Below are 24019 nucleotides of genomic sequence, written 5' to 3'. Positions count from 1 at the left end.
TCACTGCGCAACATGCAGCCCGACCCGCATCGTTGGTGGACCCTGGGCGCCGTGTGCGTCGCGACGTTCATGCTCCTGCTCGACGTCACGATCGTGAACGTCGCGCTCCCCGACATCCAGAGGGATCTCGGCTCCTCCTTCGAGGACCTCCAGTGGGTCGTCGACGCCTACGCGCTGACGCTCGCCGCGTTCCTGCTGACCGCCGGCTCGCTGGCCGATCGGCTCGGCCGCCGCCGGATCTTCGTCGCCGGCCTCGCGCTCTTCAGCCTCGCCTCGCTGCTCTGCGGCCTGTCGCAGTCCCCGACCGCGCTGAACCTCGCCCGCGCGCTGCAGGGCGTCGGCGGCGCGGCGATGTTCGCGACCTCGCTGGCGCTGCTGGCCGCCTCGTTCGGCGGCCGCGAGCGCGGCACCGCGTTCGGCATCTGGGGCGCGACGACCGGCGCGTCGGTCGCCGTCGGCCCGCTGGTCGGCGGCGTGCTGGTCCAGCACGTCAGCTGGCAGTCGATCTTCTACGTCAACGTCCCGATCGGCCTGGCCGCGATCGCGGTGACGCTGCGGATGGTCCGCGAGTCCAGGGACCCGCACCCCGCGCCGGTCGACGTCGCCGGCCTGGTCACGTTCTCCGCGGCGCTGTTCGCGCTGGTCTTCGCGCTGGTGCGCGGCAACGGCGAGGGCTGGGGCAGCGCGCTGATCGTGGGCCTGCTGGTCGGCGCGGTCGTCCTGCTGGTGGCCTTCGTGGTCATCGAGCAGCGCCTGGAGCATCCGATGCTCGACCTGACGCTCTTCCGCAAGCCGACGTTCGTCGGCGTGTCGATCGCGGCGTTCACGCTGTCGGCGTCGATGTTCGCCATGTTCCTGTACTTGACGTTGTTCATGCAGAACATCCTCGGGTACGGCCCGTTGGACGCCGGCCTGCGGTTCCTGCCGACGACCGTCCTGTCGTTCTTCGCCGCCGCGCTGTCGGGCAACCTCACCGAGCGCGTGCCGGTGCGCTACCTGCTGGCGGTCGGCCTGGGCTGCGTCGGGATCGGGCTGATCCTCATGTCGGGGCTGGACAAGAACTCGGGCTGGACCGCGCTGCTGCCCGGCTTCCTGCTCGGCGGCCTCGGCGTCGGCCTGACGAACCCGGCGATCGCCTCGACCGCCGTCGGCGTCGTCGAGCCGCGCCGCGCGGGGATGGCCTCGGGCGTGAACTCCACGTTCCGCCAGGTCGGCATCGCGACCGGCATCGCGGGCCTCGGCGCGATCTTCCAGGGGACGATCACGCACCGGATCATCGACGCGCTGCACGCCCAGCCGACGCCGTCGCTGCCGCCGTCGGAGCTGCTGGCCCAGGGCAACGCGCGCGCGGTCCCGGCGCCGTTCCACGACGCGTTCCTCACCGGCTGGACCGGCGCGCTGAACGAGATCCTCGTCATCGCCGCGGTCGTCGCGCTGGCCGGTGCGGTCGGCTCGCTGGTGCTCGTGCGCAGCAAGGACCTCGTCGCCCACGGCCGGCCGCAGCAGGCCGCCGGGTGATGATGGGGCGATGCACGAGCCGCTCGTCGAGCACCGCCTGACGCTCGACGGCGTCACCACGCGCGCGCTGGAGCTGGAGGGCGACGGCCCGCCGCTGGTGCTGCTGCACGGCTTCGCGGACTCGGCCGACACGTGGCGCCGCGCGCTGGACCTGCTGGGGCGCCGCGGCCGCCGCGCGCTGGCCGTCGACCTGCCGGGCTACGGGCGCGCCGACGCGCTGAAGGACGGCGTGCCGGTGCTCGAGCAGTACCGGACGTTCGCGTCGGCCGCGGTGCGCCACGCCTCCGAGGAGGCCGGGGGCGCGCCGGTCGTCCTGGCCGGCAACTCGCTGGGCGGCGCGGTCGCGCTGCGCGCCGGCGAGGACGACGGGCTGCCGCTGGCCGGGATCGTCCCGGTCGCGCCCGCGGGGCTCGACATGCCGGGCTGGTTCCGGGTCATCGAGCGCGACCCGTTCGTCCGCGCGCTGCTCGCCGCCCCGGTGCCGCTGCCCGAGGCGCTCGTGCGGACGGTCGTCGGCGAGGTCTACCGCGCGCTCGCCTTCGCGGCGCCGCGCGCGGCGGCCGCCGAGGTCGTGTCGTCGTTCACCCAGCACCTGCGCGAGCGCGACGCGGTCGCCACCGTGCTGGCCAACGGCCGCCGCCTGCTGCCGGAGCTGACCCTGGAGGGCTTCGCGCTGGCCGACATCGCCGTCCCGGTGCTGCTGATCTGGGGCGACCGTGACCGCATGGTGCGCCACGAGGGGTCGCGCCACGTGCTCGACGCGCTGCCCGACACGACCTACGTGCTGCTCGACGGCGTCGGGCACTGCCCGCAGGTCGAGGCGCCCGAGCGGTTCGTCACGGAGCTTGAGAGGTTCACGATGCGCCACAATTCGTAGATGGTCGATGCGAACCTCCCGCGGCCGCGCTCGCACGCCGTGCGGTCCTGATGGCTCCCTCGCTGATCCCCACCCCCGACGGCGTCATGCACGCCGCCGCCAACGCGTTCGACCTGCTCGTCAAGGGCGGCGTCGCCGACCTGCGGCGCACGCCCGCGCGCGTGATCGACGAGGCGCCGCAGGGCACGCTGCTGCAGTACCTGGCGGGCGAGGAGCGCACGCGCCACCTGCCGGTGCTGCTGGTGCCGCCGCTGGCCGCGCCGACCAGCTGCTTCGACCTGCGCCGCGGCTGCTCGATGGCCGAGCACCTGCTGGGCCTCGGGCACCCGACCTACCTGGTGGAGTACGGGACGATCGGGTTCTCCGACCGCGAGCTGGGGCTGGAGCACTGGGTCCAGGACGTGCTGCCGCGCGCGATCGAGCGGACGTCGGCCGACGCGGGCGGCAAGCCCGTCCAGATCGTCGGCTGGTGCCTGGGCGGCATCATGTCGCTGTTGGCGCTCGCCGCCCGGCCGGATCTGCCGGTCAACTCGATCGCGGTCGTCGCCAGCCCGTTCGACTTCGCCGAGTTGAGGATCTTCGCGCCGATCCGGCAGATGGCCAACGTCACCAACGGCCTCTTCGCGACGCTGGCCTACCGCGCGATGGGCGGCGCGCCGGCGCCGCTGGTCAAGCGCGCGTTCCAGCTGTCCTCGCTGGACAAGTACCTCACCAAGCCGCTGGCCGTGGGCCTCAACCTCCACGACCGCGACTTCCTCGCCCAGATCGAGGCCGTCGATCACTTCACCAACAACATGACCGCCTACCCGGGGCGGACCATGGGCCAGCTCTACCACCGGTTCTTCCGCGTCAACGACCTCGCCGACGGGCGCCTGGAGCTGGGCGACCACGACATCGACCTCGCCGACGTGCGCGTCCCCGTGCTCGCGGTGGCCGGCAAGGACGACGTGCTGGCGCCCCAGAAGGCCGTCCACCACGTCGGCTCGCTGCTGACCGGCGCGCCCGAGGTCCAGCTGAAGTCCGGGCCCGGCGGCCACCTCGGCGTGCTGACCGGCCGCGCGGCCGTGGGGTCCACGTGGCGCTGGATCGACGAGTTCTTCGCCCGGCACGAGGCGGGCGACGCTCGCCCTGGCGCGTCTCGGCGTCGCCGGGCGACAGCCGCGTAGTTCGCCGCACAACCTCTTGCGGGTTCGCGCGCGAACGATCGCTAGCCTGGGCCGCCATGTCTCGCGCCCGTGCCCTCCCCGTGCTGCTCGTCGCCGCCCTCGCGGCGGCGGTTCCGGCGACCGCCCCCGCCGCCGCCAAGACCAAGGCCGATCCCACCAACGTCCCCGCGGGCGTCACCGCCGGCGGCGTCGACCTGTCCGGCCTGACGCTCGCCGACGCGCAGGCCAAGCTCGACGCGACGATCGGCCCGAAGGTCAGCGCGGACCTCGTCCTGGGCGCCTCGGGCAAGCCGTGGACGCTGAAGGCGGCCGACGCCAAGCTCGTCTTCGACTCGCTGACGACCGCCAAGCGCGCGATCCGCGCCAAGGCGCCGGGCGACGTCGGGCTGAAGCTGTCGCACTCGCACGCGGCCGTGAAGGCCTGGGTGGCGGGCGTGGCCGGCAAGGTCGCCAAGCCGGCCAAGGACGCGCGCGTGAAGATCGCGCTGACCCACATCTACCGGACGCGCGCCACGCACGGCCGCGCGCTGGACACGGCGAAGGTCGAGCGCGACGTCAACGCCGCGCTGGACGACGGCGTCAACGCGCCGCGCACGCTGCACGCCAAGCTGAAGAAGACGTCGCCGGCGGTCAACGCCAACGACCTGGCCAAGAAGTACAACACGATCATCACGGTCGACAAGGCCCACTTCAAGCTGCGCCTCTTCAAGAACCTCAAGTTCAAGAAGTCCTACATGGTGGCTGTCGGCCAGCCCGCCTACCCGACGCCGTCCGGCCTCTTCGCCATCCAGAACAAGCAGGTCGACCCGGTGTGGTCGGTCCCCAACTCGCCGTGGGCCGGCGAGCTGCAGGGCACGACGGTCGAGGGCGGCAGCGCCGCCAACCCGCTGAAGTCGCGCTGGATGGGCATCGTCAACGGCGTCGGCATCCACGGCACCGGCGAGGACTACTCGATCGGGTCGGCGGCCTCGCACGGCTGCATCCGCATGCACGTCCCGGACGTCAAGGACCTCTTCAGCCGCACGCCGGTCGGCACGCCGGTGCTGATCAAGTAGCGCGTCCTACGCCTTGCTCGGCTCGGCGCTGGCCTGCCGGTGCCGGGCCACGGCGTCCTTGGCCGCGCGGAGCGCGCCGAGCGGCGACCACGTCTCGAGCTCGGCGCCGAGCGCGATCAGCCCGACGATCAGGCCCGCGAGCATCGTGAGCGCGCCGACGCCGAAGGTGAACGTCGTGATCGCGGCGATGTCGACGGCGTGGCCGGTCGTCTCGACGAACCCGTAGGACAGCATCGCCAGGCGCAGGCCGGCGCTGGCCGGCGCCAGCGGCAGGATCCGGCCGCCGCCCTGGGCGGCCATCACCAGGACGACCGTCGACGGCGTGACCGGCAGGTGGAAGGCCTCCATGAACGCGGCCATCGAGCCGAGGCGGATCAGGCGGCCGAGCGCCTGCCAGCTCGCCACGCCGGTGACGAAGTGCCGCGGCTGGCCGAGGATCGCCACGCCCTGGCGCAGGCGCGAGGTGAGGTCGGAGATCCGGCGGCGCAGCGCGCGGTACAGCGCCCAGGCGCCGAGCGTCCCGACCGCGACCGCGCAGATCGAGATCACCGGATGCTCGATGACCAGCGTCACGTCGACGTGCGGCAGCTCGCCCGAGGACGTCGGGACCGGCAGGAACCCGCGGGCGAGCGCCCAGATCACCAGCGCGGTGCCGAAGAGCGTCTCGAAGATCGTCTCGGGGAGGAACGTCGCCGCCAGCGTCGGGTAGCGCGCGCCCGGGATGCGCCGGTGGACGAGCCACAGCTTGACGATGTCGCCGCCGCGCGCCGGGATCACGCCGTTGAGCCCCGCGCCCGCCAGGTAGGCCGCGGAGGTGTTGCGCGGCCGCAGCTCCTTGGCGTCCGGATAGGCGGCGCGCAGGATCGTGTGCCAGCCGCGCGGGCGCACGGCCTGCGCGAGCACGTACAGGACGCAGCCGAGGCCCGCCAGCCACGGGTTCACGCTCGTGGCACGGTCGAGCAGGAGCTCCAGCGCGTGGTCGGCGGTGCGGAAGACGTCGCTCAGCATGAGATGGCCCTGTTCGCGTTAACGACACACGAGGGGGCCAAGTGGAGCGCGAAGGTCCGGTGCCGGCGCGTCAGGACCCCTGCCGCGGCGGCGCATCGTCGGGCCAGCGTCCGTGACGGGCGAGGTAGGCGCGCGCCTCGTCCTCCCGCGCGCGACTGCGATCGCCGCTGACGCCCATGCGGTGAAGCCAGTTCAGCAGAGCGACGGAGAGGCCCGCGCCCCAGAGGGCGGCGCAGCCCTCCAGCGAGGTCTCGTCACCCCCGCGAACGACGACGAGCACGATCCCCGCGACGAGGATCGCGGCCGGCATCCAGAAACGCACGACCTTCATCACCATCAGGATTCTCCTACGGTACTACCCGCGGAACGGCGTGAGGTCAGCACCAGCCCGGCCAGGATCGCCGCGACGCCGGCCAGCTGGAGCGCGGACGGCGCCTCGGTGAAGACGATCACGCCGAGGAGCACCGACCCGACGGGCTGCACGGTGAGGATCACCGAGGTCAGCGCGGCGGGCAGGCGCGGCAGCGACGCGGAGATCAGCAGCCAGCCGACGACCTGCGAGGTCAGCGCGAGCGTGAGCAGCCAGCCGTGAGCGGGCCAGCTCGGGACGAGGTCGAGGTCGCCCCAGGCCGCGCCGATGAGCAGCGCGCCCACGGCGGCGACCCACGTGGCGTCGAAGAGCGGTCCGGCCGGGCGGCGCAGGTCCTGCCCGCCCTGGCGGAGGACGAGGATGAACCCGGCGTAGCTGAGGCCGGTCACGACGCCGAAGACCACGCCGGCGGCGGGGCGGTCGCCGTAGGCGCCGGACTCCAGCGCGCCCGAGATGAGCACGATGCCGCCGAGCATCAGCGGCAACGTGACGAGGACGCGCCGCGACGGGTGCTCGCGCAGCACCGCCCAGGCGATCAGCGGGACGAACGCGACCTGGAGGTTGCCCAGGACGGTCGCCAGCCCGGCGCCGACATCCTCGATCGCGTGGTGCCAGGCGACGAGGTCGACGGCGAAGAACGCGCCGGCCAGCGCGGCCAGGCGGCGGTCGCGGGCGGGGCGGGGGCCGAAGCGGCGGTCCTCGGCGCGGGCGAGCAGGTAGAGGACCGGGACCGCGTAGGCGCAGCGGAAGACCGCGGCGGTCGAGGGCGAGACCTCGGCCAGCCGGACGAGCACGGCCGAGAACGCGATCGTCAGCGCGCCGAGCAGCGCGGTCAGGCGCGGACGCGCGAGCAGGCGGTCGATCGGCGTGGGGTCGGCGGTCGCGGTCGTCGCCGTGGCGGGGGTCCAGGCCACGGCGACGCACGCTACGGGGTCACGGGCCCGAGGGGGCGTTCTGGTCGGAGCCGACGACGACGATCACCCTCGCGCCCGGGCCCGCCAGCGAGGTCAGCGCGCGCGGCGCGTGGCGCAGCGAGAACTCGCCGCCCGCGTCGCCGAGCCGCAGCGAGGAGGCGACCTCGGTCGCCGCCGGGATGTCGTCCGGCGTGCGGAAGTAGACCACCGTCCGGCGCTGGTCCTGGGCCGCGGCGTTGGTGACGTTGCCGATCTTGAAGCGGTCGGTCTGCAGCCGGTTGGCGACGCCGCGGCCCAGGCCCGGGACCGTCGTGCCGTTGAGGACCGCGATCTCGGAGGCGCCGCGGTCGGCCGGCGCGGTGGTGCTCGTGAGCGTCGTCCGCGTGAAGTGGTCGCCGGTGGTGGCCGCGGTCCGGCCGACCGGCGTGCCGTGGCCGCCGCGCGGGTCACCGCCGCCGCCGACCGCGGCGGCGATCCCGGCGCCGCCGGCGAGCAAGGCCACCAGGATGCTCGCGACCGCCGCCGTGCGCCGGACCCGCGCGCGACGCAGGCGGGCCGTGCGCTGGGGCGTGGCCGCCACCAGCTGGCGCTCGAGGTCGTCGAAGAAGTCCTTCATCGCTCGCTCCTCTCGGTCGTCGTCGCGGCCAGCCGCGCGCGCAGCGCGGACAGCCCGCGCGACACGCGCTTGCGCGCCACGACCTCCGACCGTCCGATCGCGCCCGCGACCTCGTGGTACTCGTGGTCGAGCAGGACCCGCAAGGCAATGGCCTCGCGTTGCTCGGGCGGCAGCTTGCCGAAGCCCTCGCGCAGCTCGACGCGGACGAGCTCCGCGTTGGCCGCCGCCTCCACGCGCTCCAGCCCGGCGTCGTCGAGGACGATCCGCTCCAGCCCCATCCGCCGCCGCGCGCGCTGCTCGACCGCGCCCTTGCGCATCGCGGTGATCAGCCGATGGCGCGCGATCCCGAACAGCCACGCGACCGGCTCTCCGCGCCGCGGATCGAAGCGCTCCAACGCCTCCAGCGCCGCCGCGAACGTCTCGGCGGTCAGGTCCGCCGCCTCCTGCGCATCGCGGATCCGGCCGAGGTGGAACGCCGCCACCCGCCGCGCGTGCCGCCGGTAGAAGACCCCGAACGCCTCGCCGTCCCCGGCGAGCGCGGCGGCCAGCAGCTCGGTGTCGGAGCGTCGGTCCATGATCGTCCTTCGCGCATCCTCCCGATCCTGTGACCGAAGCGCCGGCCGCCGCGTTCAGCCTTCGATCACGCGTCGCGCGCGAGCACCGGGCTCTCGGCGACGCTGCCGAGCGTGAGCGTCCACTCGGACATCGAGGTCGAGCCCGTGCCCAGGACGCAGCCGCCCGCGCCGTTGGACATGACCAGGGAGCCCGACGAGCTGAAGCGATCCTGCCAGGGGTCGACCCGGACGGGTTGATGTACGTGGCCGAGGTGCTGCCGGCGAGGTGGCAGCGCGTGGTGGTCGGGGCGGCCACGAGGGCCTGGTCGCAAGTCAGGTCGACCGCGCCCGCGGAGACCCCGGTCGCGAACGCGGTGGCAGTCATGGTGTACGAGCAATGCCAGAACGAGCTCACGCCGACGAGGCTGCATGGGCTGAACGAGAGAGTGCCGGTGACGACCGCGCCCGTGGACTCCATCGCGGCGCTGCCATCGGCAGTGGCGCCCGAGCAGGTGACCGTGTCGCTGCCGAGCGACAGCGAGACCGGGCCGCCCGTGGCGTGGAAGAAGTGCCGCCTGAGTTCGTCCACGTGACCGCTCCGGCGGTCGAGGACGTGATTGCGAACAACAATGCCAGCGCCGTGATGATCACGACGATGCGCGAGAGCTTGCTCATGGGTCGGGACTCGTTGAGGGTGTGATGCCGGGACCCCACGCGGGCCCTGGAGGAAGGCGAACGCGCCCCGTCCGGGGACGGGGCGCGTTGAGTGGATCGGCCTCAGCTGTGAGTGAGGAAGGGGCTGGTGGCCACGGAGCCGATCGTGATGGTGTTCTCGTTGAGGCCGACCGGGGCCGAGCCGCCGGACGGAACGCCGAACGCCGAGCAGGACGTGCCCGAGGCGCTCGTGGCGACCAGCGTGGTCGACGCAGTGAAAGTGAACCGGCCCGGCACGGTTGCGGTCGGGTTGTAGTAGTGGGCGGGCGTGGTGCCCGCGATGTGGCAAATCGGGGTGCCGGTGGTCGCGAGTCGATACACGCAAGTCAGATCGACCGCGCCACTGGAAATGGCGGGAGCGCCGTCGGTCCAGGTTGCGCCAGTCCACTGGAAGTTGCAGCCCATCTCCGCCGCGTTGCCGATGAGCGAGCACGGCGTGTAAGTGATCGTCCCCGAGATGGAGTAGACGGCGCCGGTGAACGTGCCGACGGGGGCGTCGCCCACGGTAGTCGAGCCCGAGCAGCCGAGGAGGTTGCCTCCGAGCGACAGCGAGACCGAGCCGCCCGTGGCGTGGAAGGAAGTACCGCCGGAGTTGGTCCAGGTGACCGCGCCCGCGGTCGAGGACGTGATTGCGAACAACGATGCCAGCGCCGTGATGCACACGACGATGCGCGAGAACCTGCTCATGGGTCGTTCTCCTAGGACTCGTTTATGGATGCGATGTCGGGCCATGCGCGGTCACGCGCCAGTGCTGCCGACACGCGCACACTGAGTGTGGCTGATCGATCTGCGTCGCGGAACCCTTTGACGGGCGGATCTCGGAGCCGGCCCGGCAGGTTCTGCCGGCGGGAAGGGGTCGGGGTCGGTCTTGCCAGGTGGCGCCATGGTCTGGTACAACCAGTGCATGGAACTGGTTGGACCAGTCGCGGCCGGCACCCGCTCGGCGGCGATCCACCGCGAACTGCGCGCGGCCATCCTCGACGGCACCTACGAGCCCGGTGCCGCGCTGCCGTCCGAGCGGCAGCTCTCCGAGGAGCTGGGGGCGTCGCGGCATGCGGTGCGCGAGGCGCTGAAGCGGCTGCAGCAGGCGGGGCTGGTGTCGATCTCGCAGGGCGGGGCGACGAAGGTGCGCGACTGGCGACGGCACGGCGGGCTGGAGTTGATGCTGGCGCTCGGCGCCGAGGGCGTGATGCCGCCGGAGGCGCTCGGGCTGGTGCGGTCGCTGTTCGAGATGCGCGCGTCGGTCGGTGCCGACGCGGCGCGGCTGGCCGCGCGGCGGGCCGATGACGTCACCCGCGCCGAGCTGCGGGCGCGCGCCGCCGCGCTGGCGGCCACCGACGACCCCGCCGCGCGCACGGCGATCTACGACGTGCTGTGGGACCGGATCATCGACGGCTCGGGCAACCTCGCCTACCGCCTCGCGCTCAACACGATGGTCGCCGGCCAGCGCGTGCTCTCGTTCGACGCCCACACGGTCGGCGCGGAGATCGCCGACGCGCCCGCGGTCGCCGCGCTGGCGCAGGCGGTCGCCGACGCCGACGAGGAGGGCGCCCACGCCGCCGCCCGCGACCTGCTGATCCGCTCGATCCCGTCGGAGGCCTGAGCCATGGCCGAGGTCCTGTACTACGCGTTCCCGTACTTCGTCCTGCTGCTCGTCGTCGAGTTCCTGTCGTTCAAGCACCTCGAGTCCGACGGGATGGTCGGCTACGACCTGCGCGACTCGCGGACGTCGATCACGATGGGGATCGGGAACGTCATCATCAACGTCGGGTGGAAGCTCGTCGTGCTCGCCGCCTACGCGGCGCTGTACGAGCTGGCGCCGTGGCACCTGCCGACCGACGCCTGGTGGACGTGGGTGCTGCTGTTCTTCGCCGACGACTTCTCCTACTACTGGTTCCACCGCGTCTCGCACGAGAACCGGACGTTCTGGGCCTCGCACGTCGTCCACCACTCCAGCCAGCACTACAACCTGAGCACGGCCCTGCGCCAGACGTGGGTGCCGATGACCTACGCGCCGTTCTGGATGTGGATGCCGCTGGTCGGCTTCCCGCCGTGGATGATCCTGCTGGCCCAGGCGTGGTCGCTGATCTACCAGTTCGGGATCCACACCGAACGCGTCGTCCGCCTGCCGCGGTGGGTCGAGGCGTGGCTGAACACGCCCTCCCACCACCGCGTCCATCACGGCTCCAACGAGCAGTACCTGGACAAGAACTACGGCGGCATCCTGATCGTCTGGGACCGGCTGTTCGGGACCTACGAGCCCGAGCGCGAGCGCGTCCGCTACGGGCTGACGACGAACATCGACACCTACAACCCGGTGCGCGTCGCGTTCCACGAGTACATCGCGCTCTGGCACGACGTCCGCGCGGCGCCGACGTGGCGGGCCAAGGTCGGCCACGCGTGGCACGGGCCGGGGTGGTCGCCGGACGCGGCGGCGTCGGGGGCGCCGGGCTACGCGGACTCCAGCACGAGCCCGCCCCAGTCCTCGGTCGCCCCGAGCCGGGACAGCACGCCGGTCAGCTGACCGACCGACCGCGCCACGGCGAGGTCCGCGGGGCGCGGCGCGACCGTGGCGGCCAACGCGAGCGCGGCGGTCAGGTGCTCCAGCGCGCGCTCGCCGACGCCGGCCAGCGCGGGGGCGTCCAGGCGCGCCTCGCCGCCGAGCAGGCCGTCGAGGACCACGGCCGCCCACCCATAGGTCTTGATCGCGTCGGAGGCGGACGGCAGCAGCGCCAGCCGGTCGGCGACGATCGCCGCGAAGGCGTCCTGGTCCTCGGAGCGGAAGGCGACCAGCGCGTCCAGCGCCGCGGCCACGCGATCGCGGTCGGCGGGGCGCGCGACGCCCGCGCCGAGCAGCCCCACGCCGCCGCGGTCCAGCAGGACGACGTGGCCCGGACGCGGGTCGGTCAGCACGTACCCGGCGCGCGCCGCCGCGACGTGGGCGGCCACCAGCGTCCGCGCGACCGCCGCCGGATCCCCGGGCCGGGCGTCGGCCAGCGTCGGGCCGTCGAGCCACTCGCTCACCAGGACGCTCGCGGACGACAGCTCGAGGTCCGGTGTCGGCACGACCAGCTCGGGCACGCCACGCAGCGTCCGGCGCACCGACCGCTGCGTCGAGGCCTCGTGCTCGAGGTCCAGCTCGTCCAGCACGCTCTCGCGGATCTCGCGCAGGATCGTGCCCGCGTCCATCGCGCCGAACACCGCGCCCAGCGGCGCCGCGAGCACGTCGAGCAGGGCAAGGTCATGGCGAACGGCGCTCGCCAGCCCCGGCCGCAGCACCTTCACCGCGACCGCCGCGCCGTCGCCGCCGCGCTCGCCGCGGTGCACCTGCGCGCCCGGCGTCACGGCGACCGGCTCGCGCTCCAGCGCGTCGAGCACCTTGCCCGGCGGACGGCCCCAGGCGCCCTTCAGCGCCTTCTCCACGTCCTTGAACGCGATCGGCGTCGCGACCTCGGCCCGCGCCCGCTCCAGCCGCGCCGGCCACGCGCGCAAGGCGCCCGGCAGCGCGTCCTCCTCCACCAGCGCGGCGGTCCGTCCGAGCGCGAAGCGCCCGCTCGACGACCTCCGCACCAACGTGCCGCCCGCCTCCACGAGCGTGCGGAGGGCGGGCGGCAGGGTCACACGATCGGCGGCCATAGCGCCGCGGAGACTAGGCCACGACCAACACGTTGACCGGCGCCTCGCGCGTCACGAGGTCCGTCAGCGACGCCGGCTCGGCGGGACGGCCGACCACGATGACGCCCGCGCCGGTGTCGCCGGCCCGGTGAGCGATCAGCGAGGCGACGTCGGCGTGGCGGCCGGCGACCGAGAGGATCTCGCCGTCGGCGTCGACGCCCGCGCGGTGCAGCTGGTCCAGGCGGGCGGTCAGCGTCGCGCGGGCGGTGTCGTCGGACTCGCGCGCGATCGCCTCGTCGCCGACGACGTCGGTCTCCAGCACGTGCATGACGTGCACGGGGCGGCCGCGCAGCAGCGCGACGCGGGCGGCCTCGGCGGTCACGCGCTCGGCGGCCGGCGAGCCGTCGACGGCCAGCAGCAGCGGCGCGGGCTCGTCGACGCGGCGCGCGACCGGGCGCTCCATCGCCGGCGCCGCCGCCGGGGCGTGCGCGGCCGCGGCCTCGTCGGCGTCGACGTGCCGGACGAGCGAGCGGCCGGCCAGCAGCGGCACGACCGACGCGGCGACCACGACCGCCGCGACGTAGAACGGCAGCGCCTCGTTGCCGTGCTCCGACAGCTTGCCCGCCAGCCACGGCGCGATCGCGCCGCCGCCGAAGCGGACGAACGAGTAGGCGGCCGACGCGACCGGGCGGTCGATGTCCGGCGCGACGCGCATCAACGCCTCGGTCAGCACCGTGTTGACCAGGCCGATCAGCGCGCCGCCGACCAGGACCGCGGCGATCAGCAGGCCCTGGGAGCCGACGCCGACGCCCATGATCGCCAGCAGCACGGCGAAGGTCAGCAGGACGCCGGTCAGCAGCGGCACCGTGCCGGTCCGGGCGCGCAGCCGCGGCGCGACGACGACGCTGAACACCGCGAGCATCGCGCCCCAGCCGAAGAACACGTAGCCCAGCTCGTGGACGCCGAGCGCCAGCGGGAACGGCGCGAAGGCCAACAGCGTGAAGAACCCGAAGTTGTAGAACAGCGCGGTGAGGGCGATCGTCCGCAGGCCGCCGTGGCCGAGGGCCTTGAAGGGCTCGGACAGCGAGGTCTTGCGCTTGGGCTTGGGCGAGTCCTTCAACAACACGAAGATCGCGATGAACCCGACCGCCATCAGCGCGGCGGTCCCGAAGAACGGCGCGCGCCACGAGACCGCGCCCAGCTCGCCGCCCAGCAGCGGGCCGGAGGCCAGGCCGAGGCCCAGCGCGGCCTCGTAGAGGATGATCGCGGAGGCGACGCCGCCGGACGCGGCGCCGACGATCGCGCTCAGCGCGGTCGCGGTGAACAGCGAGTTGCCCAGGCCCCAGCCGCCGCGGAAGCCGACGAGCTGGGCGACGGTGTCCGACGTGCCGGCGAGGCTGGCGAAGACGACGACCAGCGCGAGGCCGCCCAGCAGCGTCCGCTTGGCGCCGATGCGGCTGGAGACCCAGCCGGTGACGAGCATCGCCACCGCCATGACGGCGAAGTAGGAGGTGAACAGCAGCTCGACCTGGCTGTGGCTGGCGTTCAGGTTCTCGGCGATCGACGGGAGGATCGGGTCGACCAGGCCGATGCCCATGAACGCCACGACCGACGCGAAGGCGACGGCGTAGACCGAGCGGGGCTGGTGGAAGATCGAGGTGGTGGACTTCTCGGTGGCGTGGGTCATGCGGCGTCCTGGGAGGAGGCGAGGGTGGACAGGGCGGGGAGCGCGGCGTGCAGCGCGGCGCGCTCGTCGTCGCTCAGCGCCGCGAGGCGCGCCTGCAGCGCGGCGGCGCGGGCGGCGTGGCGGCCGGCGAGCTTCGCGCGGCCGGCGTCGGTGAGGACGACGTTGGTGGCGCGGCGGTCGTCGGCGGCGCGCTCGCGCGAGACCAGGCCGCGCGTCTCGAGGCGCTGGACGGCGACGGTCATCGTCGGCTGGGCGACGTTCTGGATGGCGGCCAGCTCGGTGATCCGGCGCGGGCCGTCGCGCAACGTGTTCAGGACCGACGCGCCGGTGCGCGAGAGGTCGCCGGCGGTGTGGGCCAGCAGGTCGGCCCACAACACGACCAGCGCCGCTTCGAGCTGCTCGGCGAGCGCGTCGGTGTCGGGTGAGATGGGGCTGGTGGACATGCATAGCCCATCCTACATAGGTGGACTATGCAACTATCCGAATGCCGTTAGGACTCTGACGCCAGGGCGCCGACGGCCTCGGCGATGGGCGCGTTGCCGCTGTTGACGTCGAACGTCACGCTCGCGGTGCCCGGGGTGTCGAGCAGCTCCGCGATCACCGCGGCGACGTCGGCGCGCGGGATCTCGCCCCGGCCGGTCGACGTGTCGACGGCGCCGGTGGCGGCCGCGTCGGTGAGGCGGCCGGGGCGGACGATCGTGTAGGACAGGCCCGACTGGGTGAGCTTGAGGTCGGCTTGGCCCTTGGCGCGCAGGTAGGTGCCGAAGGCGCCGTCGTCCTCGGCCTCGGGGTCGGCGCCGGTCGAGGAGACGATGATGTAGCGGTTGATCCCGTTGCGGCGGGCCACCTCCATCAACTTGACCGCGCCCGCGTAGTCGAGCGTCCACTTGCGCTGCGGGCCGCTGCCCGGGCCGGCGCCCGCGGCGAAGACGATCGCGTCCGCGTCGCCGATGGTCCGCGCCAGCGCGTCGACGTCCTGCTCCTCGAGGTCGGCCACGACCGGCGTGGCGCCGGCGGCCTCGAGGTCCGGCGCGTGATCGGGGTTGCGGATCAGGCCGCGCACGGCGTGCCCCTCGTCCGCGAGCAGGCGCTCCAGCAGCAGCGCGATCTGACCATGGCCACCGGCGATGACGACGTCCATGGCCCCGACGGTAGCGCCGGGGCCACGCCGGTGGCGACCCCGCGCGGGACGACCTAGGCTTGGCGGGTGTCCGCGCCCGCGTCCACTCAGCCCGTCGCCCGCCATCTGCTGCGCGCCCGCGACCACGCGGACCTCGCCTACGCCGATCCGCGGACCGACGTCGCCGCGATGGCGCGGCGCGCGCACGCGTCGACCGCCCACTTCAGCCGCTCGTTCAAGGCGGTCTTCGGCGAGACGCCGCATCAGTACCTGCAGACGCGCCGGATCGAGCGGGCCCAGGAGCTGCTTCGGTTGACGGATCTCACCGTCGGGGAGATCTGCGCGGCGGTCGGCTACACGTCGCTGGGCTCGTTCAGCGCGACGTTCAAGCGGACGGTCGGCGTGTCGCCGACGGCCTACCGCGAGCGTGAGAAGGAGGCGGCGCTGCTGGCGCGCATCCCCGGCTGCTTCCGGCGCGAGTGGATGCGTCCGCGCGCGGTGCCGGACCGCAGGATTCGAGAAGCGCCGGGGTCGCCCGAGGCGTAGCTTCGGGCCCATGAGCAACCACCTTCGAGTCGGAATCCTCTGCGCGCAGGTCGGCGACCAGGACGAGGCGCTGGCCTGGTACACCGAGAAGCTCGGGTTCGAGGTCCGCAGCGACGTCGCCTACGGCGAGTGGCGCTGGGTGACCGTCGGCGCGCCGGGCCAGGACTTCGAGATCTCGCTGATCGACCCGGACATGCGGCCCGAGCTGGCGCCCGACGTCCGGGCGCTGATGGCCCTGGGCGGCCTGAACGGCACGATCATCCAGACCGACGACTGCCGTGCCGCCTACCGCGAGCTGAAGGCGCGCGGCGTCGAGTTCATCAGCGAGCCCGAGGACGTCTTCTACGGCGTGGACTGCGGCTTCCGCGATCCGTTCGGCAACGGCTTCAGGCTGACGCAGGTGGCTCCGGTGCCGGCGGCGCCGACCCCGGAGACGATGCCGAGCGCGTAGCCGCGAACGCCTCGTGCTGGGCGCACGCGCGGTCCCAGAGCCGCGCGACGCGCCCGGCGTCGAGGCGGACGCCGAAGGTGTCGCGCAGCGTCGCCGCCAGCGTGTCCGCGTCGGCGAGGACGCGCCGGTCGTCGACCCGCGGCCCCTTCTCGCTCAGCGTGCGGGCGCGCAGCGTGACGACGCGGTCGTCCAGCGGCTTCTGCACGACGAGCGTCTGCACGAAGTGCGAGTCGCCGCTCGTCGCCAACCGCTCGTGATGCGGCGCGAACGCGGCCAGGTCCACCACGTCATCCCCGAACCGGAAGCCGGGCGTCGATCCCCACATGTGCTGCTGGATCCACCACCCATCCGAGCCGTCGCGCTCGACCGCCCACGAGAGCGGTCCGCGCGGGTACGTCCCCGCGGCCAGCGGCAGCGGCGCCAGGAACCCCTCTCCCCATCCGGCATCGCAGACGAACGCCTCGCCGTCGGCGCGCACGACCAACACCAGGTGGTTGGTCGGAGCGCCGCCGGCGAGCGCCTCGCGCTCGTCGACGATGCCCTCCCGCCGCTCGACGGCGAAGCCCAAGCCCTCCAGCAACGTGGCCAACACGGTGTTGATCTCGAAGCAGTAGCCCGCGCGGCCGGTGGCCAGGACGCGCTCGACCAGCCACGGCGGATCCAGCGGCGCATGCTCGCCCAGCTGGGCGGTCAGCCCGTCGTAGGGGACCGTCCGCAGGAACCGCTCGTGGACGGCGAACAGCCCGTCGCGGTCGGCTCGCGGCGTCTCCTCGAACCCCAGGTGCGCGAGCAACGCGTCGATCATCGAAGGCGAGAGCTTGCCAGAAGCCCCCGCCGTTCGGCCCACGCGGCCGCGGGCGCGCCGGGCAGGACGTGCCGACCGGCACGCTCCGCCGCGGATGCCGTCGCACCGCGTGCGGATCGCCGTTAGCGTCGCGGGCCGACGACGGGCGGGCGTCCCCTCACGCCCGCCCGCGCCGTGCTCGTGCGACGACCTACTTGGTGTGGATCGTCACCGTCGCGCCCGTGTTGGGCACGTAGAGGCCGTTGGTGACGCCGGCGTAGACGCGGTACTTGCCGCCGCTGCGGATCGTCACCTTCTTGGAGTAGGACGACGACTTGCTGCTGCTGTGCCGGGCGGCGGTGCCCGAGATCGTCACCCAGTGCTTCTTGGAGTTCAGCTTCTGGATGGCGATCGGGGTGCCGTCGGCGGCCGGCGTGATCGTGCCCTTGAACGTGAGCGCGTGGCCGCGGCGCACGGTGTGCGTGCCGAGCTGGGTCGAGACGCGGACCGAGACGCTGACGACGACGATCGGGCTGACGACCGAGGGCTTCTCGGGCAGCGCCACGCGGAACTGGGTGTTGAACGGCACGGTCTTGAGCCCGAAGCTGAAGTTGCCGTTGGGGTCGGTGATCAGCTTGTTGCCGTCGTTCTTGAAGCCCTGGGTGTAGGGGAACGGGTTGGACTGCAACACGACCTCGCGACCGCCGTTGCCGGTGCCGGTCAGCTGGCCGGAGAGCGTGGTCGTCCCGCCGGGCAGCAGCGGGTTGGGCGTCGCGGCGAACGTCACGCCCAAGGGCTGGGCCTTGGTCTTGAACGTCCGGTCAGCGCCCTTGGTCAGCCCGTGGGAGTTGCGGGCGATCAGCCGGTAGTGGTAGGTCGTCGCGGGCGCCAGGCCGTTGACGTTGGCGGTGATGGCCTTCTTGCCGTCGCCGCCGATCGTCTGCTCGGGCGTCACGGCGCCGTAGGCGCTGTCGGGTCCGTACTGGAACTGGAACGTGGTGGCGCCCCCGTTGGGGTCGACGGTCCCGGTCAGCCGCACGGACAGCGGGGCAAGGTCGGCGACGCCGCCGGTCTTCACCCCCGGTGCGCTCGCGGCCTGTGCGGCCGCGGGCAGCAGGAGCGCGGCCGCCACGGCCGCCGCCCCTGCGCGGATCTTCTCAAGGTGCACTGGTCCCTCCCGATGGGATTCTGGATCTATCTATGGGTGACAACACGGCGCGGTCCCGTCTGTCGCGGTGGCGTCGATACCCAGATCCGGCTAGTTACTCGCGCGAGACCGCGTTCCTGCACCGCGCGCCGCCGGCAGGACGGCGTGCAGGATCGGGCGCACGGTCGCCAGCAGCGAGGGCAGGCGGGCGGTGCGGCCCTCGGCGACCGCGTGCAGGACCAGCTCGTGGACGGCGCCGAGCGCGGCGATCGCGCCGGCGCGGGACAGCGTGCCGCCGTCCTCGCGCACGATCCGCTGCAGCAGCGCGACGTAGCGCAGGTCGACCGCCAGATGGCGGCGCAGCGCCTCCGCGCCGGCGGCCTGGATCTCGACGTGGAAGACGCGCGTCATCTCCGGCTGGGCGGCCAGGGCCTTCAGGTAGGTGGAGATGACGGCCTCGACGCGCGCGGTCGCGCCCTCGCCGCGTGCCGCCGCCGCGTCGGCCGCGCGCCGGGCCGCGTCGAGCACCCGGCCGGCGGCGCTCTCGTAGGCGGCCAGCAGGCAGTCCTCCTTGCCCGCGTAGTGGTCGTAGAACGTGCGCTTGGAGATCCGGGCGGCGCGCGCGAGGTCGTCGATCGTCACCGCGGCGTAGCCCTTCTCGGCGGTCAGCGCGGCCATCGCGTTCTCGACGCGGCAGCGGATCTCGGTGGCGGGCACGGGCGCGGGCATGGGTCTGCGTGACCGGACGCTAGCACCGGGCCGGGCGCGTTGGTACTGTCTGGTACCAATGTCTGCCACCAACCGTCAGATCCGCCTCGCGGCACGGCCGCAGGGGGAGATCAAGCCGACCGACTGGGAGCACGTCGACGCGCCGGCGGGTGCGCCCGGCGAGGGCGAGGTCGCCGGGGTCACGAGGTTCATCTCGCTGGACCCGGCGATGCGGGGGTGGCTCAACGACGTCCGCTCCTACGTGCCGCCGGTCGCCATCGGCGAGGTGATGCGCGCCGGGTCGGTGATCGAGGTGACGGAGTCCAACCACCCCGACTACGCGGTCGGCGACCACGTCGTGGGGATGTTCGGCGTGCAGTCGCACGTGGTCACCGACGGCAAGGGCGCGCTGAAGGTCGACGCGAGCGCCGCGCCCCTGGCGACCTACCTCGGCGCGCTGGGCATGCCGGGGATGACCGCGTACTTCGGGCTGCTGGACGTCGGCGCGCTGGGCGAGGGCGAGACGGTCCTGGTCAGCGGCGCGGCGGGCGCGGTCGGGTCGATGGTCGGTCAGATCGCCAAGGTCAAGGGCGCACGCGTGATCGGCATCGCCGGCGGGCCGGAGAAGTGCGCGCTGCTCACGGACGAGCTGGGCTTCGACGCCGCGCTGGACTACCGCGCCGACGACTTCGCCGCCCAGCTGCGCGCCGCGACGCCGGACCGCGTCGACGTGTACTTCGACAACGTCGGCGGCGAGATCCTGGACCTGGCGCTGACCCGGCTGAACATGCGGGCCCGCGTCGTGATCTGCGGCGCGATCAGCCAGTACAACAACGAGACCGCGGTGCGCGGCCCGGCCAACTACCTGTCGCTGCTGGTCAGCCGCGCGCGCATGGAGGGCTTCATCGTCTTCGACTACGCCAGGCGCTACCGCGAGGCGGCCGCCGAGATCGCGGGCTGGATCGCCGAGGGTCGCATGGTGACCAAGGAGACCGTCGTGCGCGGCGGGATCGACGACTTCCCCGAGACGCTGCAGATGCTGTTCCGCGGCGACAACGTCGGCAAGCTCGTGCTCGAGGTCGCCTGATGGAGCTGGCCGACAAGGTCGCGCTGGTGACCGGCGGCGCGTCCGGCCTCGGGCGCGCGACCGCGCTGGCGCTCGCCGAGGCCGGGTGCGAGGTCGTCGTCGCCGACCTCGACGAGGCGGGCGCCCGCGAGGTCGCCGAGCGGGTCGGCGGCCACTTCTGGGCCGGCGACGTGTCGGGCTTCGAGGCCAACCGGGAGCTGGTCGAGCTCGTGGTGGCGCGCTGCGGCGGGTTGGACATCGCCTACCTGAACGCCGGCGTGGCGAGCGGGTTCAGCCTCGGCGAGGACTTCGACCTCGAGCGCTACCGCCGGGCGATGGGCGTCAACCTCGACGGCGTGGTCTTCGGGACCCACCACGCGCTGCCGGCGCTGAAGGCGCGGGGCGGCGGCGCGATCGTGGCGACCGCCTCGCTGGCGGGCCTGACCGCCGTGCCGTTCGACCCGGTCTACGCGGCCAACAAGGCCGGCGTCGTCGGGCTGGCGCGCGCGATGGGCCCGGCGCTGGCCGGCGACGGGATCACCTTCAACGCGATCTGCCCCGGCTTCGCGGAGTCGCGGATCGTCGACCCGATCCGCGAGATCCTCGACGCCCAGGGCGTCCAGCTGATCCCGGCCGAGACCGTCGCGCGGACCGTCCTGCGCATCATCGCCGGCGGCGCGACCGGCGAGGCCTGGTTCGTCCAGCCCGGCCGCGAGCCCGCGCCGTTCAAGTTCCGCAACGTGCCCGGACCGGGGACGGGCGAGGCGGCGCGGCCGGACGCGATCTAGGCACAGCGGGAGGCCTGCCCGCACGGAAGATCCGGGCAGGCCTCCCTTGGTGCTGCGCTAGGACCATCTCGCGACGACGAGACGGAATCGTCAGAGTATTCGACCGCTGTTCGCTGGACCAGCATTCGAGCTTGACGCTTGGCTCAGGCCGGGTGGCGTCGTGCGGCCCGCGCCCTCAAACGGCTCATGCCCTGCGGAGGCAGGGCATGTCAGGTCTGCTGTTTGCCGTGGTCCGGTTGATGCCGAAGCCGCGGCTTTGGAGGTTGTCCGGCTTGCCTGCCCTTGCGGCGCCGCTTCCCCGAACGGAGCGATGAATCCCCTGCCCGATGGCAATTCCGTCCTGATGTCTCGACGGACCGGTTCTGGGATTTGAGGAGCTTGCGGAGGGGGCCGCAAGCTCCTGGTGCTCCAGCGGACACCGCCGCAAGGGCGGCAAGACCTATGGACTTACGCCACCGGCTCAGGCTCCGGGGCGGTCTCCGGCGGGGCGATCAGGTCCTGGACCGGGACCTTCAGCGCGGCCGCCACCTGCATGACCGTCCTCAGGCGAGGCTCGCGCAGACCTCGTTCCAACCGGCTGACCTCCGTGGGGTGCAGGCCGGCGAAATGCGCGAGCATCTCCTGGGACCAACACCGCTCCTTGCGCAACCGACGCAAGTTGGCGGCGAGCTGCATCTTCGCTTCCATTCGGATCTCCTGTCTTCCGCTTGGCCCCGAACCTATGCGTGTGTCCGAGTCGCTGGGACCAGTTTGCCTGATCTTGAGCGGTCAGATGGTGAAACATGTGCAAAGGTTTCAGCGCACCGGACGATGGAGCGGCCTGGGAAGTGACATTCGGGGTGGTGAATGTCGCGCGATGAGGCAGGAAATGCGGGCCACCGACGCGCCTACCCCGCTCGAAGCGCGTCACGCGTCTTCCCCTTGCCACTTGGCCCATGAGTCCCTTGACGAGGCTCGCGTCGACCCGGTGAGGGCGCGCCGCGACGGTGAGCGCGCGTGCCGGCGGCGGCAGGAGCGTCAGGCGTGGACGCGCGGCTCGTCGGGGCGCGCGTGGTTGCGGCGGCGGCGCACGGGCACGAGCGGCACGCGCGCCTCGCGACGGCGCGGAGCCGCGGCCAGGATGCCCAGCGCCACCGCGACCACGCACCCGAACGCGCCGACGGCCAGCGCCGCGCGTGCGCCGGCGGCCTGGCCGACCGCGCCGACCAGCGGGCCGCCGATCGGGGTGGAGCCCATGAACGCGACGATGTACAGCGCCACCACCCGGCCGCGCATCTCGGGGGCGGCGCGCATCTGGATCGTCGCGTTGGTGCTCGAGGAGAAGACGACCGACGCCGCGCCGGCGAGCGCCAGGAAGATCGCCGCGACGGCAGGGGTCGGGCTGGCCGCGGCGAGCGCGAGCCCGGCGCCGAAGACGACCGCCGCCACCGTGATCGTCCGCACGCGTGGGGAGACGCGGCCGGCCACGGTGAGGCCCGCGACGACCGAGCCGGCGCCCATCGCGGCGTAGAGCAGGCCGAAGCCGGTGGCGCCGAGGCCGAAGGTCTCGTGGGCCAGCAGCGGGATCGTGACCTGGAACTCGTAGGCCAGCGTGCCGACGAGCGCCATCATCAACAGCGGGATCAGCAGGTCCTCCTGGTGCCGGACGTAGCGCAGGCCCTCGCGCACGGCGCGCGGTTGGCGGCGGGGCGGGACCTTCGGGCGGTGGAGCTTGGCCGTGTCCATCGCGAGCAGCCCGGCGAGTGGCCCGAGGAACGACGCGCCGTTGATCAGGAAGCAGGGCCCGACGCCGAGCACGGCGATGATCGTGCCGCCGGCCGCCGGGCCGACCATGCGCGCGGCGGCGGCCACGGTCGAGTTGATGGAGATCGCGCGCGGGAGCTCGTCGCCGACCACGAGCTCGGAGACGAACGACTGCCGCGTCGGCACGTCGACCGCGCGCGCCACGCCGAGCCCGAGCGCGAGGACCCAGACCATCCACAGCTGCACGACCCCGGTGACGGTGAGGGCGCCGAGCACCAACGCGAGGACCGCCTGCATCGCCTGGGTGGCGAGGAGCATCCGGCGCTTGTCCGTGGCGTCGGCGACCGCGCCGGCCCACGGGCCGAGCAGCAGGACCGGAAGCGCCTGGAGCGCGACCGTGATCCCTAACGCTGAGCCTGAGGGTGTGAGCTGAAGGACCAGCCACGCCTGCGCGACGGTCTGCAGCCAGGTGCCCGGGACGGAGATCAGCTGCCCGGAGAAGTAGAGGCGGTAGTTCCGGGACTTGAGGGGAGAGTGGGAGGGGCGGGATCGCGCGGGCACCTCCCTACGGTGTAGCGGGTTCGACAGCGCGGCTGTCGAACTGACCGGTTCCCTGGTAAGGCCCGTGTGCGGGACTGGGTAGGCGGGTCAGGACGCCTTTCCTTGCCGTTCGGCACATCCTGCGCGCCTGGCTCTGGTGGCTGAACGTGGGTCGGTGTGTGATCCATCACGGCTCACGAATGCGTGAGCGACCGCCCTTCCTCCTCCGCGGTGGACGGTGGGCAGAGCGGTCTCGTGCGATTCCTGGCTGGTCCTAGCGCACGACGCGTCAATGTCCTAGGCGGCGCCGTTGGCGTCGCACATCTCACGAGGTACAGGAGTAGTACTCATGAGCAAGTTCTCGCGTTTCGTCGTGCTCGTCACGGCGCTCGCGTCGCTGTTCGCGGTCATGTCTTCGACGGCGGGCGCCACCACGTGGACTAACACCGGCGCGACGTCCTTCGCCGCCACGGGCCCCGGCGGGATCCTGGCGGTGACTGGATCCGGCGGGACGAACAACCTGACGTGCACGGGCGCGACCGCGACGGGTACGGCTGCCGCTGTGTTCACGACGGTGTCGGGCACGGTGACTTTCACCCCCTGCTCGATCTCGGGCACGGCCACGCACGTCGCCTGCACGTACACGCTGACCCCGTTGACGTTCGCGTCGGGCGTCACGACGGGCTCGGCGGCCGTGACTTGCACGGCCAAGCTGGCTGCGACGGGCACGCCGCTGTGCCACATCGCCGGCTCGACGCCCGGTCACTACATCAACCCGGCGGGCAGCACGGCCGGTCGTCTGACTGTGACTGCGTCCAGCTCGCTGGTCGTCACGCCTGAGACGGGCACGGGCTCGGGCTCCTGCTCGTCGCTGCTGGGCACGGCCTCCTCCGGCTTCGGCCACCTGTCGGAGCAGACGTTCACGGTCAGCGGCAGCGGTCCGGTCATCGCGGCGGACTGACCACGGTGAGAGCTCGGTAGAGCTCGAGACGTAGCATCCTGTCGCGCCCTGTCCCTCAGGACAGGGCGCGA

At 73.0% G+C, this 24019-nt stretch carries 27 protein-coding genes; 12 read left to right on the top strand and 15 right to left on the bottom strand.

All coding sequences use genetic code 11. From position 1 onward, the window contains the following. Window positions 1–12: 12 nt before the first annotated feature. From VFG42_RS01640 to VFG42_RS01625, 4 genes are read left to right on the top strand one after another with little or no spacing between them, the layout of a single operon-like run. A complete protein-coding gene (locus VFG42_RS01640; protein ID WP_324904559.1) occupies window positions 13–1518 on the top strand; it encodes an MFS transporter in 1506 nt (501 codons plus the stop codon). A gap of 10 nt (window positions 1519–1528) precedes the next feature. Next, window positions 1529–2395 (top strand): alpha/beta hydrolase, encoded by an 867-nt coding sequence (locus VFG42_RS01635; RefSeq protein ID WP_324904557.1) that lies wholly within the window; start codon window positions 1529–1531, stop codon window positions 2393–2395. A gap of 50 nt (window positions 2396–2445) precedes the next feature. Next, complete coding sequence (locus VFG42_RS01630) at window positions 2446–3561, top strand: alpha/beta fold hydrolase (protein WP_324904555.1); 1116 nt, start codon at window positions 2446–2448, stop codon at window positions 3559–3561. A 56-nt stretch (window positions 3562–3617) separates the two neighbouring features. Continuing rightward, complete coding sequence (locus VFG42_RS01625; protein ID WP_324904553.1) at window positions 3618–4616, top strand: L,D-transpeptidase family protein; 999 nt, start codon at window positions 3618–3620, stop codon at window positions 4614–4616. Window positions 4617–4622: 6 nt separating this feature from the next. On the opposite strand, the gene VFG42_RS01620 is transcribed toward VFG42_RS01625, so the two are convergent. The 5 genes from VFG42_RS01620 to VFG42_RS01600 form a co-directional block, all read right to left on the bottom strand. Further along, a complete protein-coding gene (locus VFG42_RS01620; protein WP_324904551.1) occupies window positions 4623–5624 on the bottom strand; it encodes a lysylphosphatidylglycerol synthase transmembrane domain-containing protein in 1002 nt (333 codons plus the stop codon). A gap of 70 nt (window positions 5625–5694) precedes the next feature. Next, entirely contained in the window at window positions 5695–5961 is a 267-nt protein-coding gene (locus VFG42_RS01615) for a hypothetical protein (protein ID WP_324904549.1), read from the bottom strand. Then, complete coding sequence (locus VFG42_RS01610; RefSeq protein WP_324904547.1) at window positions 5961–6908, bottom strand: DMT family transporter; 948 nt, start codon at window positions 6906–6908, stop codon at window positions 5961–5963. Before VFG42_RS01610 ends, VFG42_RS01615 begins: the two co-directional genes overlap by 1 nt. A 19-nt stretch (window positions 6909–6927) precedes the next feature. Beyond that, window positions 6928–7524 (bottom strand): LytR C-terminal domain-containing protein, encoded by a 597-nt coding sequence (locus tag VFG42_RS01605; protein ID WP_324904545.1) that lies wholly within the window; start codon window positions 7522–7524, stop codon window positions 6928–6930. Next, complete coding sequence (locus VFG42_RS01600; RefSeq protein WP_324904543.1) at window positions 7521–8099, bottom strand: RNA polymerase sigma factor; 579 nt, start codon at window positions 8097–8099, stop codon at window positions 7521–7523. The genes VFG42_RS01605 and VFG42_RS01600 overlap by 4 nt, the downstream gene beginning before the upstream one ends. 242 nt (window positions 8100–8341) lie before the next feature. Here VFG42_RS01600 and VFG42_RS01595 point away from each other — a divergent pair, with 242 nt between their 5' ends. Continuing rightward, window positions 8342–8671 carry a hypothetical protein gene (locus VFG42_RS01595; protein ID WP_324904541.1) on the top strand — a complete coding sequence of 110 codons (330 nt, stop codon included), beginning with the start codon at window positions 8342–8344 and terminating at the stop codon, window positions 8669–8671. A gap of 184 nt (window positions 8672–8855) precedes the next feature. Here the strand turns inward: VFG42_RS01595 and VFG42_RS01590 are convergent, their stop codons facing one another. Further along, window positions 8856–9479 carry a hypothetical protein gene (locus tag VFG42_RS01590; protein ID WP_324904539.1) on the bottom strand — a complete coding sequence of 208 codons (624 nt, stop codon included), beginning with the start codon at window positions 9477–9479 and terminating at the stop codon, window positions 8856–8858. A 217-nt stretch (window positions 9480–9696) separates the two neighbouring features. Here VFG42_RS01590 and VFG42_RS01585 point away from each other — a divergent pair, with 217 nt between their 5' ends. Both VFG42_RS01585 and VFG42_RS01580 read left to right on the top strand, forming a co-directional pair. Then, on the top strand, window positions 9697–10395 hold the full coding sequence (locus tag VFG42_RS01585; protein WP_324904537.1) for a winged helix-turn-helix domain-containing protein: 699 nt from the start codon (window positions 9697–9699) through the stop codon (window positions 10393–10395). 3 nt (window positions 10396–10398) lie between these two features. Further along, complete coding sequence (locus VFG42_RS01580) at window positions 10399–11316, top strand: sterol desaturase family protein (protein ID WP_324904535.1); 918 nt, start codon at window positions 10399–10401, stop codon at window positions 11314–11316. Here the strand turns inward: VFG42_RS01580 and VFG42_RS01575 are convergent. From VFG42_RS01575 to VFG42_RS01560, 4 genes are read right to left on the bottom strand one after another with little or no spacing between them, the layout of a single operon-like run. Further along, on the bottom strand, window positions 11244–12428 hold the full coding sequence (locus VFG42_RS01575) for an AarF/UbiB family protein (RefSeq protein ID WP_324904533.1): 1185 nt from the start codon (window positions 12426–12428) through the stop codon (window positions 11244–11246). The genes VFG42_RS01580 and VFG42_RS01575 overlap by 73 nt on opposite strands. A gap of 13 nt (window positions 12429–12441) precedes the next feature. After that, the gene (locus VFG42_RS01570; RefSeq protein ID WP_324904531.1) at window positions 12442–14094 is read right to left on the bottom strand and encodes an MFS transporter; all 1653 of its coding nucleotides are present in this window, start codon (window positions 14092–14094) and stop codon (window positions 12442–12444) included. Continuing rightward, on the bottom strand, window positions 14091–14537 hold the full coding sequence (locus tag VFG42_RS01565) for a MarR family winged helix-turn-helix transcriptional regulator (RefSeq protein ID WP_324904529.1): 447 nt from the start codon (window positions 14535–14537) through the stop codon (window positions 14091–14093). The genes VFG42_RS01570 and VFG42_RS01565 overlap by 4 nt, the downstream gene beginning before the upstream one ends. Window positions 14538–14584: 47 nt before the next feature. Next, window positions 14585–15235 (bottom strand): SDR family oxidoreductase, encoded by a 651-nt coding sequence (locus tag VFG42_RS01560; protein ID WP_324904527.1) that lies wholly within the window; start codon window positions 15233–15235, stop codon window positions 14585–14587. A 66-nt stretch (window positions 15236–15301) separates the two neighbouring features. Between VFG42_RS01560 and VFG42_RS01555 the strand changes: the two genes are divergently transcribed. Both VFG42_RS01555 and VFG42_RS01550 read left to right on the top strand, forming a co-directional pair. Then, complete coding sequence (locus VFG42_RS01555; protein ID WP_324904525.1) at window positions 15302–15760, top strand: helix-turn-helix transcriptional regulator; 459 nt, start codon at window positions 15302–15304, stop codon at window positions 15758–15760. A 10-nt stretch (window positions 15761–15770) separates the two neighbouring features. Beyond that, on the top strand, window positions 15771–16211 hold the full coding sequence (locus VFG42_RS01550; protein ID WP_324904523.1) for a VOC family protein: 441 nt from the start codon (window positions 15771–15773) through the stop codon (window positions 16209–16211). Here VFG42_RS01550 and VFG42_RS01545 read toward each other — a convergent pair. The 3 genes from VFG42_RS01545 to VFG42_RS01535 all read right to left on the bottom strand — a co-directional run bounded on the left by VFG42_RS01545 (window position 16147) and on the right by VFG42_RS01535 (window position 18859). Then, complete coding sequence (locus VFG42_RS01545; protein ID WP_324904521.1) at window positions 16147–17016, bottom strand: arylamine N-acetyltransferase family protein; 870 nt, start codon at window positions 17014–17016, stop codon at window positions 16147–16149. The genes VFG42_RS01550 and VFG42_RS01545 overlap by 65 nt on opposite strands. A 190-nt stretch (window positions 17017–17206) precedes the next feature. Next, on the bottom strand, window positions 17207–18127 hold the full coding sequence (locus tag VFG42_RS01540; protein ID WP_324904519.1) for a hypothetical protein: 921 nt from the start codon (window positions 18125–18127) through the stop codon (window positions 17207–17209). Window positions 18128–18253: 126 nt separating this feature from the next. Beyond that, the gene (locus VFG42_RS01535) at window positions 18254–18859 is read right to left on the bottom strand and encodes a helix-turn-helix domain-containing protein (protein ID WP_324904517.1); all 606 of its coding nucleotides are present in this window, start codon (window positions 18857–18859) and stop codon (window positions 18254–18256) included. 70 nt (window positions 18860–18929) lie between these two features. On the opposite strand from VFG42_RS01535, the gene VFG42_RS01530 reads away from it, so the two are divergent. Together VFG42_RS01530 and VFG42_RS01525 are read left to right on the top strand one after the other, a co-directional pair. Beyond that, on the top strand, window positions 18930–19937 hold the full coding sequence (locus VFG42_RS01530) for an NADP-dependent oxidoreductase (protein WP_324904515.1): 1008 nt from the start codon (window positions 18930–18932) through the stop codon (window positions 19935–19937). Beyond that, a complete protein-coding gene (locus tag VFG42_RS01525) occupies window positions 19937–20704 on the top strand; it encodes an SDR family oxidoreductase (RefSeq protein ID WP_324904513.1) in 768 nt (255 codons plus the stop codon). Before VFG42_RS01530 ends, VFG42_RS01525 begins: the two co-directional genes overlap by 1 nt. 447 nt (window positions 20705–21151) lie before the next feature. On the opposite strand, the gene VFG42_RS01520 is transcribed toward VFG42_RS01525, so the two are convergent. Both VFG42_RS01520 and VFG42_RS01515 read right to left on the bottom strand, forming a co-directional pair. Next, a complete protein-coding gene (locus tag VFG42_RS01520) occupies window positions 21152–21379 on the bottom strand; it encodes a helix-turn-helix domain-containing protein (RefSeq protein WP_414642304.1) in 228 nt (75 codons plus the stop codon). A 342-nt stretch (window positions 21380–21721) separates the two neighbouring features. Further along, window positions 21722–23008, bottom strand: coding sequence for an MFS transporter (locus VFG42_RS01515; RefSeq protein ID WP_324904509.1), 1287 nt, complete (start codon window positions 23006–23008; stop codon window positions 21722–21724). Between the two features lie 328 nt (window positions 23009–23336). Between VFG42_RS01515 and VFG42_RS01510 the strand changes: the two genes are divergently transcribed. Then, window positions 23337–23948 (top strand): hypothetical protein, encoded by a 612-nt coding sequence (locus VFG42_RS01510; RefSeq protein WP_324904507.1) that lies wholly within the window; start codon window positions 23337–23339, stop codon window positions 23946–23948. The last annotated feature ends 71 nt before the right edge of the window (window positions 23949–24019 follow it).

Source organism: Baekduia sp. (genome assembly GCF_035685985.1).
GTDB lineage: Bacteria > Actinomycetota > Thermoleophilia > Solirubrobacterales > Solirubrobacteraceae > Baekduia.
The sequence above is the reverse complement of the archived record's forward strand: the minus strand, read 5'-3'. Positions and strand labels throughout refer to the sequence as shown.

What these genes read in the sequence shown, in the direction of transcription:
- VFG42_RS01605 (WP_324904545.1), bottom strand. Translation starts at nt 7,524, where the DNA reads ATGAAGGACTTCTTCGACGACCTCGAGCGCCAGCTGGTGGCGGCCACG.
- VFG42_RS01550 (WP_324904523.1), top strand. Translation starts at nt 15,771, where the DNA reads ATGAGCAACCACCTTCGAGTCGGAATCCTCTGCGCGCAGGTCGGCGAC.
- VFG42_RS01625 (WP_324904553.1), top strand. Translation starts at nt 3,618, where the DNA reads ATGTCTCGCGCCCGTGCCCTCCCCGTGCTGCTCGTCGCCGCCCTCGCG.
- VFG42_RS01545 (WP_324904521.1), bottom strand. Translation starts at nt 17,016, where the DNA reads ATGATCGACGCGTTGCTCGCGCACCTGGGGTTCGAGGAGACGCCGCGA.
- VFG42_RS01565 (WP_324904529.1), bottom strand. Translation starts at nt 14,537, where the DNA reads ATGTCCACCAGCCCCATCTCACCCGACACCGACGCGCTCGCCGAGCAG.
- VFG42_RS01620 (WP_324904551.1), bottom strand. Translation starts at nt 5,624, where the DNA reads ATGCTGAGCGACGTCTTCCGCACCGCCGACCACGCGCTGGAGCTCCTG.
- VFG42_RS01600 (WP_324904543.1), bottom strand. Translation starts at nt 8,099, where the DNA reads ATGGACCGACGCTCCGACACCGAGCTGCTGGCCGCCGCGCTCGCCGGG.
- VFG42_RS01570 (WP_324904531.1), bottom strand. Translation starts at nt 14,094, where the DNA reads ATGACCCACGCCACCGAGAAGTCCACCACCTCGATCTTCCACCAGCCC.
- VFG42_RS01640 (WP_324904559.1), top strand. Translation starts at nt 13, where the DNA reads ATGCAGCCCGACCCGCATCGTTGGTGGACCCTGGGCGCCGTGTGCGTC.
- VFG42_RS01580 (WP_324904535.1), top strand. Translation starts at nt 10,399, where the DNA reads ATGGCCGAGGTCCTGTACTACGCGTTCCCGTACTTCGTCCTGCTGCTC.
- VFG42_RS01585 (WP_324904537.1), top strand. Translation starts at nt 9,697, where the DNA reads ATGGAACTGGTTGGACCAGTCGCGGCCGGCACCCGCTCGGCGGCGATC.
- VFG42_RS01575 (WP_324904533.1), bottom strand. Translation starts at nt 12,428, where the DNA reads ATGGCCGCCGATCGTGTGACCCTGCCGCCCGCCCTCCGCACGCTCGTG.
- VFG42_RS01615 (WP_324904549.1), bottom strand. Translation starts at nt 5,961, where the DNA reads ATGGTGATGAAGGTCGTGCGTTTCTGGATGCCGGCCGCGATCCTCGTC.
- VFG42_RS01510 (WP_324904507.1), top strand. Translation starts at nt 23,337, where the DNA reads ATGAGCAAGTTCTCGCGTTTCGTCGTGCTCGTCACGGCGCTCGCGTCG.
- VFG42_RS01530 (WP_324904515.1), top strand. Translation starts at nt 18,930, where the DNA reads ATGTCTGCCACCAACCGTCAGATCCGCCTCGCGGCACGGCCGCAGGGG.
- VFG42_RS01525 (WP_324904513.1), top strand. Translation starts at nt 19,937, where the DNA reads ATGGAGCTGGCCGACAAGGTCGCGCTGGTGACCGGCGGCGCGTCCGGC.
- VFG42_RS01560 (WP_324904527.1), bottom strand. Translation starts at nt 15,235, where the DNA reads ATGGACGTCGTCATCGCCGGTGGCCATGGTCAGATCGCGCTGCTGCTG.
- VFG42_RS01590 (WP_324904539.1), bottom strand. Translation starts at nt 9,479, where the DNA reads ATGAGCAGGTTCTCGCGCATCGTCGTGTGCATCACGGCGCTGGCATCG.
- VFG42_RS01635 (WP_324904557.1), top strand. Translation starts at nt 1,529, where the DNA reads ATGCACGAGCCGCTCGTCGAGCACCGCCTGACGCTCGACGGCGTCACC.
- VFG42_RS01520 (WP_414642304.1), bottom strand. Translation starts at nt 21,379, where the DNA reads ATGCAGCTCGCCGCCAACTTGCGTCGGTTGCGCAAGGAGCGGTGTTGG.
- VFG42_RS01630 (WP_324904555.1), top strand. Translation starts at nt 2,446, where the DNA reads ATGGCTCCCTCGCTGATCCCCACCCCCGACGGCGTCATGCACGCCGCC.